Raw genomic sequence first — 10757 nt, 5'->3', positions numbered from 1 at the left:
ATGCCATCCCCGATACCATCAATGCTTGCGTCTGAAATGCGCTCCGCGCTCGAGTCAGCTGCGGACATTTCTTCACATCAATTCGCGATCAATTCCACCCCGGCGACAAGGCGTGATCCGTCACAATCATACATATGTCGGCGTCTAAGCGCCGATAGAGGTAAAAGCAGACCTTGGCGAAGCCGCAAAATCTCCATTTCTTGACGCTACTGGCCCAGATTGACCGCTGTCGCAGCACCTTGAGAAGCGATGCCCAATGGCGTGCCGACAAGGGTCAGGAACTTCCGAATATCGACAGAGGGATGGCGCGACACATAGATGACGTCGCGGCTCTTGACCGGGAAGGTCTGCCCTACGATCAAGCTGTCCGGATGCGACATGTCGAAACGATAGACGATCGGATAACGCCCCTTGGGGTCCGGAGCCATTCCCTTACGCAACAATTCCTGGAATCGCGCCGGGCCAACCAGGCTCCTGATGATATCCGGCTCTTCATAACGGAACAGGAAGAAGCCCTTGGCGTTGCTCGAGTCATCGATGGCGCCATGGCCCAAGGCAACAGCCTCGAGGAGATTGAGATCGTTGGCGCCGAACTCGAGACGGCCGTCTCCGCGAACGGAGCCCATCAACGTGAAGGTTCTGGGATCACGCACCAGGAAGATCTGGTCGCCAGGCTGAACATAAATATCTTCGGACGGATGCTCGATGATCGATTTCAACAGAACCGTCCCGGTCCTGCTGCCGCGAACCAGCGTAACATAGGTTTCATAAGGCTGCGTCACTGGTCCGCCGGCCTTGGCGATGACTTGCGTGATCTTTTCCTCGATCAGATCCAAGGGAACCATCGAGGGACGCCCGACCGCGCCCGAAACCGTAACAGTTCGCGATGCCGTACCCATGCTCGTCACGATGACATCCGGCTCTACAGCCTTGGTGGCCAGAGCCGCCAGGATCGCCTTGCGAGCCTGCTCGAGTGTCTTGCCCGCGAATCGAACAGAGCCGGCATAGGGGATGGCCGCCGTCCCGTCGGGCTGCACGACGATATCCAGCGACACCTGTTTCGATTGCGCCGTCGAAAACAAACCATCAGCGCCCGCTTCGAAAATCGTCACCTTCAATGCGTCGCCGACGCCGATAACTACCCGTCCAACACCACCGCCAATGCCAAACCGGCGGTTGAGTGTGGAAGAAACATAATCTGAAACCAGACGCGCGGTGCGGCTGTCGATGTCGACAATATCGAAAACGGCGGCATTCTTGCGTCCAAGCTCGGCGCCGGACTGTCCCGCATCGCTCGTGATCGCACTGGCCAGCGGCCCCTCGCTCGAGACTGAATTGCATCCCGCCAGAATTACGCAGCAAAATACGGCGCCAACCCGAATCAATTGAACAACCTCAAATTATTAGCTGCCGCCGTTACCTGATGGTTCAGACCGACATAGTATGCATCAAATATGTAGACGCCTTGAAAGCATAACGAGCGGCCATCAACAAGCCCATTCAACCTAAGCGCCATCAAAAAAATTCGGTGCGCTCATCCGAACACACTTGGTATGCGATGAACAATCGCCCCCCGCTGCGTATAAGCGCCAAGTGCGAATAAGGCAATTTATGTCAATATTATTTGGAGGTTTTAAATTAATATTTTCTGAATGATGAAATGATCTATTAAACAATAGTATCAGCAGAAATCGACCTGGGTAACAAAACTATGTTTTGCGAATCGGCGTTTTCTCCGCTTTTCATGGGCTTGCTAGTGCCCGTAAAAGGTATCAATTCCAAACCGCTGTTTCCAAAGGAATAGCAGATTACAAGAATTCAGAAATTATCGGAGCCCGACAGTCCCGCCAGATAAGTATTGAGCGGTAAGCATAGAAATCGAATCTACTTGGCGTCCGGCGGTGTGGTTTTCTGCTCGGACAGACGTGCTCTTGGCCGTCCGAAAGCGGGCATCGGCGCTTATAAATTAAGCCATTTTCTGCGGATCGTACCGCTGAGGTTGTGAACTCATCGAGCGAATAGTACGTCAAGTCAGAACTGGCGCGGTAATTTCTCCAAATCGGCACAAACACCGATGGAAATGAAGGTTATGTCAATGCTTGGTTTTTCAAAGCGGTCGCGGAAAAAGTCGTCAAAGGACCCCCTGGAAATATTCGACCAGTACGAGCAAGGCATCCCAAGCCATCAGAATGCGATCGATGCCCTTTCCGGCTGGAATTGTGCTTTTCCCCCTGCCCTCAACTTGAACGCCGGAGCCCTGCCCCTTTACGCGGACGACCGGATAGCCTGGGCCCTGCAATCGTTTGGATCTATCGAGGGCAAGAAGGTCCTGGAAGTGGGGCCATTGGAGGGAATGCACACCTATATGCTGCATAGCCAGCTCCCGGCGCGAATCGACGCGATCGAAGCAAACCGTCTCTGTTTCCTGAGGTGCCTCGTCACCAAGCAGATTCTGAATATCGATACCGCTTCCTTTATGCTGGGCGACATCCAGTCGTGGCTAACGGAACGCGACGAGACCTACGACTTCGCGCTGGCATCCGGCGTTCTCTATCACATGGCCGATCCTGGGGAATTCCTGCGGCTGCTGGCAAGCCGGACCAAAGCGGTTTTCATCTGGACCCATTTCGTTCTGGAGGACGCAATGCCCGAGGGCGACGTGCGGCGCCTGCCTTTCAGCGGCAAAGTCGAAACCAGAATGGTCGACGGTGTTCCCGTACGTTACTATGAACGAAGCTATCATCACGCCAATGCCAACGCGTCTTTCTGCGGTGGTATGAAGGACCGGCATTTCTGGATGCACCGGGATGACATATTGATGCTTTTGCGTAAGCTCGGTTATAGCGACATCGTCATCAGGGACGAAAACCTGAACCACCCTGGCGGCCCAAGCTTTTCGCTGCTGGCGCGTAAAGCGCCTGACGCTTCCTGACGAGGTTTGAATGCCGGGATTGAAGATCAGCCATATCGCGGGTCGTCTTGACGTGCTTCACGGCGCGACCGGTAACCTGGTGTTTTTCGATCGCAGAGCGACAAGCAGCGCCGACCATGTACAGATGCCGGAGAATATCCGTGCTTTTTAATCTCGAATATGATCACGGCACCATTCTTGAGGGTTATCTTATTCCCGACGGCTTTTCCGACCTGCCGCACATCAGGGTATCCGATGCGAACGGTGATTTGATGGTCCTGCCATGCGATCAGATCAAACAGGCCGTCATTGATTCGGGGCGGCATGAAAACGGCCGCGTCGGCTTCAAGTTGGATACGACGATCATCCCGGATCTGGCTGAGCGAACATCGCTGATGATCCATGACGCGAAGTCAGGATTGTTGATCTATCGGCGACCGCAAGTCCCGCAAACAGTTCCTCTGAAGATTTTGCGGCTTGAAACGCAGCTCCTGCCGATGGTCAAATTCGACTATCACTGCGGCCGCCACTTTCAATATGAGCTGCCGTCCGTAGAGCGTTTCGGTCACGAGACGGCGCTTCAGGCCTTTCATCTGAACGCCATCCAGTCGATCTATATCAGTGGACGTCTGCTGCTGCGGAACTACGAAGAATTTCTCGACAAGGGATTCAAGGCGATCGTTCTGCTGACTGACCCCTATTACGAATTGGCCCTGCGGATATTTCTTCTGAAACGAATGGCAAAAACTCAAATTTCCTTTTTCGGCGACCGGGACAAGATCATATTGGCGCCCGCTGCGGAGCATTTTGCCGACGTCGATCTTGAGAGTGAGGCCTCTCTCAAAATGGCGCTCAAGAAAGCGCCTCAAAATGTCAGAAGCGTTCTGGTGTCACCGGTCACCCGCCAGCTGGCCACGACCATGCCGGAACAGCTCGTCGCACGCAGCGATGTGGCCGCTGCGATCGATCTTCTGTCGCGTTTTGCCATCGTGGGCCATGATACCGACAGTCTTTACTTTCAGCATGCGGTGGGCGAGTTGCTTGGGATTCCGATTGATGATTTCCCGTTGCCCTCGAGGCATAGCACCCTTGAAGACATTGCAGCACGGTTGCGTTCACTGCATATTGCCGAACTTATGCTCGAGGAAGATTTGATTTTCGATCACTATGTGCGTGAGGCGATGAAACCATCCGCGCCGGAGCTGCGCGAAACGATTGTAAGCCGACATGCCAAAACCAGTCATTGAAGACGCGATAGTTGAAGAATACCCGCGGGTAAGGCCGGCCCGGCAGATACTGCCGGCCTTGTTCCGGCGGCGCTCCCCACAACGCCGCGAGCGCGAGGAAATCGAGTACATACCGGTCCACGACGGACAAGAGCCGGAAGCCCAATCCGGTGGGAAGCCGCCACTACGGCTACTTGGCTTCCTCTTGCTCGTCATCCTGCCCTTTCTGGCCTGCTCGGTCTATTATGCTTTCATCGCCTCGGACCAATATGTCGCGGAGGCCCGCTTTGCCGTTCGTGCAGTCTCCGATGCGGACGGCAATAGCGACGGGAGCGACCCCTCCGGCAGCGCGGGTGCATCCGGTGTTCTCAACATGCGCTCGGCTTCGCAGGATGCCTATGTCGTCACCAGCTTCATCCATTCGACGGAAATACTGAAACGGATCGGCGCAAAGCTCGACTACAAGTCGATGTTTGTGAGGGGAGATGCGGATTTTCTGTCGCGATTTCGCGCTTCGGAATCCGACGAAGAATTCCTGAAATACTGGAACGATCACGTCAGCGCTTATATCGATGTCTCTTCGGGCATCATCACGCTGAAGGTTAGAACGTTCACACCCGATGATTCCGTAAAGCTTGCCGATGCGATCATTCAGGAAAGCGAAAAGCTGATCAACGAGCTTTCCACACGTGCACGCAACGACATTGTCCAAAGCATGAAGGCAGACGTCGAGAAAAGCGGCAAAGCCTATGGCGACACTTTGATTGCGCTCAATCAATTCCAGCATGCATCCGGCCTTCTCAGCCCGCAGACGCAGGCCAAGGACAGTGGCACGCTTTTGACCGGACTGCTGACACAGAAGCTCGAATTTGAAACACGCCTCTTCGTGATGCGACAGTCCAACGCCGAGAGCTCTCCGACCTTTCAACAACTGAGCCTGGCCAAGGAAAGTTTGGATGCGCAGATAGACAAGATGAAAACCGAGCTGACGGGCCCGGAAAATGAAAGTCTTGCAAAATCGCTGCTGGAATATTCCAGACTCGATACCGATCGCTTGATTGCGGAAAAGCTCTACGAGAGTTCGCAGAAAAATTACGATGCCGTCCTTGCAGAAGCGTTGCGCAAGACGCTTTACCTTGCGGTCTTCGTCAATCCAACCCTGCCGGACGAGGCAATTTTCCCGCGTCGCGTCAGCACGCCGCTGATCATACTGCTTGCTCTGACCGTTGCCTGGGCAACGCTTTCACTCATCTGGGCGTCCGTACAGGATCATCGCATATGAGTAGGGATGCCCGATGATCCGCTTCAAGAACGTTTCGAAGTTCTTCAAGACGCAGAGCGGCAAAAAGATCATTCTCGACCGTGTGAATTGCGAGTTCCAGTCGGGTTATTCCTATGGCTTGCTCGGCGTGAACGGTGCGGGAAAGTCAACGACGGTACGAATGATCGCCGGCACGATGCTGGCCAATTCGGGCGCGATCACCAAGGACGTGCGCGTGTCCTGGCCGCTGGGCTTGAGCAGCGGCTTCAATCCTTTAATGACGGGGCGGGCCAACGTCCATTTCGTTGCCCGCGCCTATGGCGAGGATGTGAGACGCGTATCCCGTTTTGTTGAAGAGTTCGCAGAGCTGGGCGATTATCTGGACGCGCCCGTGCGGACATATTCTTCAGGCATGGGCGCGCGACTGGCTTTCGGGCTCTCGATGGCCATAGAATTCGAATGTTACTTGGTGGACGAGGTTCTCGCCGTCGGCGATGCCCGCTTTCAGGAGCGTTGCCGGGTCGCATTCGAGAGCAGACGCAAGAATTCCGACATCATCATGGTCTCTCATAGTATGGGCATGATCAAAACGCATTGCGACAAAGGTATGGTACTTGTCGACGGCAGGCTTATCGTCTTCGATGAGGTAGAGCAGGCAATCGAAGCCTATTATAGACTGAACCGATAAGACATGAGGGATTGGCAGCAAGGCCCAATATGGCTCACGACACCGGAAAAGTGACCGAAACAGTCCAGCTCAGCGCGACTCAGCACAGTCGCAACGTGGCCGCGAATCTCTCCGTGACCGCGCGGAAATTGCGTTTTTCGACGTCAAGGCGGAGCCAATTGTTCAAAGCGGTCGGCCTGCGGCCGCGCCCAATGCAGCAAATCATCGGCAAGGCGATCCTGGCCTCGACTTTTCTGCTGCTCGTCGTCCCCAATCTCGCTTCGATATATTATTTCGTCTTTCTGGCATCCGATCAATATCAATCGGAAACGCGTTTTACGGTGCGGTCTTCGACGCCGGCGCTTGGGAAAAACCAACTGGCCAAGGCTACCGGCCTGCCATCGACGCAAATCGTCCAGGATACGTTGATCGTCACCAATTTCATCAAGAGCAAGGACATGGTGACCGCCCTGAACAGCAAGGTCGGCTTGCAGAATATCTACGGGCGCGAAACGATCGATCCCATTGCGAGACTGAAGCAGGATGCCAGTTCGGAGAAGCTGCTTCGTTACTGGGAGGATATGATTTCCGTGAGTATCGATGCCAATAGCGGCATCGTGACGGTCAAGGCCCGCGCTTTTTCGGCGGCCGACGCCCAGAAGATACTGGAGGAGGTCGTCACCGCCTCCGAAGCCGTGGTCAACGACGTCAACAACCGCATCTGGCGCGATGTCATCGTGACGGCCCAAACGAACCTGGATAACGCAAAGAACCAATTGCAGAACACCAGAGAAGAGCTTCTGAGCGCCCGTAACCAAACGGGCATCCTCAGCGTCGAGGGCGCATCGACCATTATCACCAATCTGATCTCGTCCGTGCAGAAGGAGAGGATAGGCCTTCAGCAGAAATACGATGCGCTGCTTGGAGCCGTGTCGGCAGATGCGCCGCAGATGAAGGTGCTTAAACGCGAAATCGACAGCAAGCAGAAGCAATTGGATCAATTGAACAGCCAGATTGCCGGGCAGAACAAATCGGAGCAAAATCTTGCCGACGTGTCGGTCGATATGTCTCAGCGTGAACTCGAGCAGAGCCTCGCCGAGCAGCAGTTCGCAACAAGCATGAAAACGCTTGAGCAGGTTCAGTTCGTCAGCAAGCAGCAGCTGCTCTATCTCGATACATTTCTCGCACCGAATTTGCCCGATGATGCCGAATATCCCAAACGAGCGCTCTGGATCGGCGGCGTTTTCGCCGCGACATTGTTGATTTGGGGTGCAGTTGTCGGCGCGCTGACGAACATCCGAAGTCGTTTGGTATAAGGTCGCGCGGACAGCCCCCATGCAAATTCTGCGCGATATCATCTACGGACTGCTTCCAAGACCGCAACCGTCCGGGGCATATGCGAAAGACACTTATCGCACCGCAAAACGGCTCCTCATCCTCTCACGATACCCCAATCCCAGCGTCAGCTATTATCTTGACGAACGAGCCAAGACGCTCGACGAAATTCCGGTCATCATGAAGGGCCTTGATGATCCCCTGGATACGGTCGATAGCGAGGGGCTCTTCGTCATCATCTGCCGCTACATCAAGCAACCGCAATTACGCTGGCTGGAAGAGAGGCGTGGCAGCCTTGCGGGCGTGGCCTATTTCGTCGACGACGACATCCGGGCCGTTGTGACCGGCAGGGAGGCGAGCTGGCCTTACAAGCTCAGACTGATCAAATTGGCCGTCCGTCCGTTGCCAAGGGTCAATCGATTGCTGACACATATCTGGACGTCCACGGAAGCCCTGGCGGGGACGCTGGCCATGGCAGGCCACCAGATCGATATCCTCGCACCGATGCCGGCAAATCCGGCCGATGCCGCGCTCGATATCAGGGACGAGACCGTTGCGCCACTGAAAATGGTCTACCATGCGACCGGCATTCACCGCCGCGAACATGAATTCCTGATGCCGATCGTCAAGGCCGCGATGGAAAAGCATGGCAATCTGCATTTCGAGGTTTTCGCCAATGGCAATCTTGCGCGCCGCTGGGGCCGCCAAGGAATCGACGCGTCAAGAATAACGATCATTCCGCCACTCCCCTGGTCGGCTTATCTTGCCAGGACGGAGCGCCATAGCGCCGATATTGCGCTCGCTCCCCTCCTCTCTGGGAAGACCAATGCGAGCCGCGCCGACACGAAGCGGATCGATATCAGCCGTCTGCAGGCCGCAGCCATATTCTCGCATTGCCCGACATTTACGCGCTGCGCCATGGCTGCAGAGCTTCACATCGGCAACACCCAGGAAGAATGGCTGACGGCAATCGACCAGCTCGTCAGCGATCGGGCGCGTCGTTTGGTTGCTCGCGACGCGACAAGAAGCTCGATCGAAAAAATGCGGCAGCACGCGACGCCTGCATTTCCCGGCATACATTTTGAACCGTTCGGCGACGTGGCTTAGCGCCCGAATCATGAAGACAATGCGCGCTGCCGGCATCTGGACATAAAGACATCGATGACACTCAAGATCCTACCGAACGCCGACCTCGAGCGTAAAATCCCCGCCGACGCGAATTCCAATCTCTGGAAGTCCGTGGGTGATGATCCCGCATTCGAAATCAGGTTTCCGCCCGTCAGAAAGAGACTGGTCGTCATTCATATTGCCGCGACCGACGAAGCCATCGATCCGAAATTCTATGTCAATCGCGGCCGCGGCTTCCGGGAGAAGGATGCGACATCCCTGCCGGAAGGGCGGCGCTTCGTCATTACGGCAGACATAGGGTCCGTAGGCACCATCTGCGCCCTGCGCGCCGATCCGGTCAGCTTCCCGACGACATTCAGCTTTGACGTTACGGCTTTCGCTTCCGCGAAATCCGCTGAACGGCACATTTCGAATCTCCTCGGCATGGAGGGAAAGGCTGAGCGCATCGATCTCGGCAAACTTCCGCAACATTGGACCAAGATACCGAAACTGAACTTTCGGAGACGGTCTGCGAACCTAACGACGCAATATGCCGACGCAAGCTATCGGCTTGCCGCCGATCTCATTATCTCACCAATGCCGGTAACGGCGGGAACCTGGCTGAGCGTCGTCGTCCCCGTCTACAATGCGCCGCGCCGCTATCTCGACGATCTCGTCAAATCCTTCGAAGCTCAGGCGGAGAACGGTACGGAACTCATTCTGAGTGACGATGGTTCGACCTCATCGGAAACACGGCAATGGTATGAGACGCAGCAATCGAAAGAGAATATCCACCTCGTGCTGAACGATCGCAACGGCGGGATTGCGGCGGCCACCAATGCCGGGCTATCCCATGCGCGTGGGCAGTGGATCGCCTTTCTCGACCATGACGATGTCATCGCTCCCCACGCCTTCAAGGTCATCAGGCATACGCTGGAGCAAAATCCGGGCGCGAATTTCCTCTATACGGACGAGCTGGTTGTCGACGACACGCTCAAGCCGACAGGGGTGATGCTGAAGCCGGCCTACGACCCCGTCCTGCTGACGGGCGTCAACTACATCAATCACTTCTCCATCTATCGCCACAGCCGGCTTCGTGAGATCGGCTATCTTCGCACCGGCTACGACGGTTCGCAGGACTACGACCTGCTGCTGCGCTATCTGGAGGGGATTCCGGAGGAAAGCATCCTCCACCTGCCCTACCCGGCCTACTGGTGGCGCCGCAACGGCCGGACCTATTCGCGCAAGTTCTTGGATGCCGCCACCGCGAATGCCAGAAAGGCGCTGACGGAGCGATTTGAACGGCAACAGCAGGCGATTGAGGTCGAGGTGGCTCTCACGGAGACGCTGCATCGCGTCACGTTCGAGCCGCCACGCGACTGGCCGAAGGTTTCAATCATCATTCCCAGCAAGGACAATCTCGACCTGATCTCCCGCATCCTCCGTGATCTCTTCGAAAAGACTGACTATTCCAACTTCGAAGTCCTGGTCATCGACAACGGTTCCACCGATCAGTCGGTCCTTGACCTTTACGACCACTATCGCCGGACGCAGCCGCACTTTTCAGCCGTCGTCTCGCCGGAAGCCTTCAACTTCTCGCGCTCTGTCAACCGCGGCCTGAAGGCGGCAACAGGCGAACATTACCTGATCCTCAACAATGACGTCGAAGTCATCGAGCCAGATTGGTTGAAGGAGATGGTATCCTGTCTCGCCTATGACAGGACCGGCATCGTCGGGGCCAAGCTTCTCTTTGCGAATGACAAGCTGCAACACGCAGGTGTCGTTGTTGGTTTCGGCGGACTGGCGGGCCATTGGTACATGAGCAAGCCGAAGGAATTCGGCGGCCCGATGAACCGACTGCATGTCCGCAATTCCATGACCTGCGTAACCGGCGCGGTGATGCTGATTTCGGGCGACTGTCTCCGGAAGATCGGCATATTCGACGAGGAAAATTTCGCGGTCGCCTATAACGATGTGGACTATTGCCTGCGTGCCTATAAGGCCGGCTTTCGCATCGTCTGGACGCCCTTTGCCTGCCTCTATCACCACGAATCGCTCTCGCGGGGATCGGACAAGTCGGGCGAGCGAAGGAAGCGGTTCGACCAGGAGAAAGAGAACCTTCGGCGACTGCACGCGACGCAGACATTCGCCGATCGCGCACTCAATCCGGCCTATAGTCGGGACAAATCGGACCCCAGGATCGTGATCCCCACACGATTGCATATCCCCTCGATGTCATAGCCGCGACGA

General features: G+C 55.8%; 8 protein-coding genes. 7 read left to right on the top strand and 1 reads right to left on the bottom strand.

Features of this window, described 5'->3' with window-relative positions:
* Positions 1 to 206: 206 nt before the first annotated feature.
* On the bottom strand, positions 207 to 1385 hold the full coding sequence (locus tag JTP94_RS30705) for a polysaccharide biosynthesis/export family protein (RefSeq protein ID WP_204854179.1): 1179 nt from the start codon (positions 1383 to 1385) through the stop codon (positions 207 to 209).
* A gap of 710 nt (positions 1386 to 2095) precedes the next feature.
* On the opposite strand from JTP94_RS30705, the gene JTP94_RS30700 reads away from it, so the two are divergent.
* The 7 genes from JTP94_RS30700 (at position 2096) to JTP94_RS30670 (ending at position 10748) form a co-directional block, all read left to right on the top strand.
* On the top strand, positions 2096 to 2932 hold the full coding sequence (locus JTP94_RS30700) for a bifunctional 2-polyprenyl-6-hydroxyphenol methylase/3-demethylubiquinol 3-O-methyltransferase UbiG (RefSeq protein WP_204854178.1): 837 nt from the start codon (positions 2096 to 2098) through the stop codon (positions 2930 to 2932).
* Positions 2933 to 3072: 140 nt separating this feature from the next.
* A complete protein-coding gene (locus tag JTP94_RS30695) occupies positions 3073 to 4158 on the top strand; it encodes a hypothetical protein (protein ID WP_204854177.1) in 1086 nt (361 codons plus the stop codon).
* On the top strand, positions 4139 to 5419 hold the full coding sequence (locus JTP94_RS30690) for a capsule biosynthesis protein (RefSeq protein WP_204854176.1): 1281 nt from the start codon (positions 4139 to 4141) through the stop codon (positions 5417 to 5419). Before JTP94_RS30695 ends, JTP94_RS30690 begins: the two co-directional genes overlap by 20 nt.
* Positions 5420 to 5432: 13 nt before the next feature.
* Positions 5433 to 6086 (top strand): ABC transporter ATP-binding protein, encoded by a 654-nt coding sequence (locus JTP94_RS30685; protein WP_204854175.1) that lies wholly within the window; start codon positions 5433 to 5435, stop codon positions 6084 to 6086.
* A 191-nt stretch (positions 6087 to 6277) separates the two neighbouring features.
* On the top strand, positions 6278 to 7381 hold the full coding sequence (locus JTP94_RS30680; RefSeq protein WP_246755428.1) for a capsule biosynthesis protein: 1104 nt from the start codon (positions 6278 to 6280) through the stop codon (positions 7379 to 7381).
* A gap of 19 nt (positions 7382 to 7400) precedes the next feature.
* On the top strand, positions 7401 to 8507 hold the full coding sequence (locus JTP94_RS30675) for a hypothetical protein (protein ID WP_204854173.1): 1107 nt from the start codon (positions 7401 to 7403) through the stop codon (positions 8505 to 8507).
* Positions 8508 to 8561: 54 nt separating this feature from the next.
* The gene (locus JTP94_RS30670) at positions 8562 to 10748 is read left to right on the top strand and encodes a glycosyltransferase family 2 protein (protein WP_204854172.1); all 2187 of its coding nucleotides are present in this window, start codon (positions 8562 to 8564) and stop codon (positions 10746 to 10748) included.
* Positions 10749 to 10757: the final 9 nt, after the last annotated feature.

The sequence above is a fragment of the Martinezella lusitana genome, from assembly GCF_016901135.1.
Classification (GTDB): Bacteria; Pseudomonadota; Alphaproteobacteria; order Rhizobiales; family Rhizobiaceae; genus Rhizobium; species Rhizobium lusitanum_D.
The sequence above is the reverse complement of the archived record's forward strand: the minus strand, read 5'-3'. Positions and strand labels throughout refer to the sequence as shown.

What these genes read in the sequence shown, in the direction of transcription:
- JTP94_RS30700 (WP_204854178.1), top strand. Translation starts at nt 2,096, where the DNA reads ATGCTTGGTTTTTCAAAGCGGTCGCGGAAAAAGTCGTCAAAGGACCCC.
- JTP94_RS30690 (WP_204854176.1), top strand. Translation starts at nt 4,139, where the DNA reads ATGCCAAAACCAGTCATTGAAGACGCGATAGTTGAAGAATACCCGCGG.
- JTP94_RS30685 (WP_204854175.1), top strand. Translation starts at nt 5,433, where the DNA reads ATGATCCGCTTCAAGAACGTTTCGAAGTTCTTCAAGACGCAGAGCGGC.
- JTP94_RS30680 (WP_246755428.1), top strand. Translation starts at nt 6,278, where the DNA reads ATGCAGCAAATCATCGGCAAGGCGATCCTGGCCTCGACTTTTCTGCTG.
- JTP94_RS30675 (WP_204854173.1), top strand. Translation starts at nt 7,401, where the DNA reads ATGCAAATTCTGCGCGATATCATCTACGGACTGCTTCCAAGACCGCAA.
- JTP94_RS30670 (WP_204854172.1), top strand. Translation starts at nt 8,562, where the DNA reads ATGACACTCAAGATCCTACCGAACGCCGACCTCGAGCGTAAAATCCCC.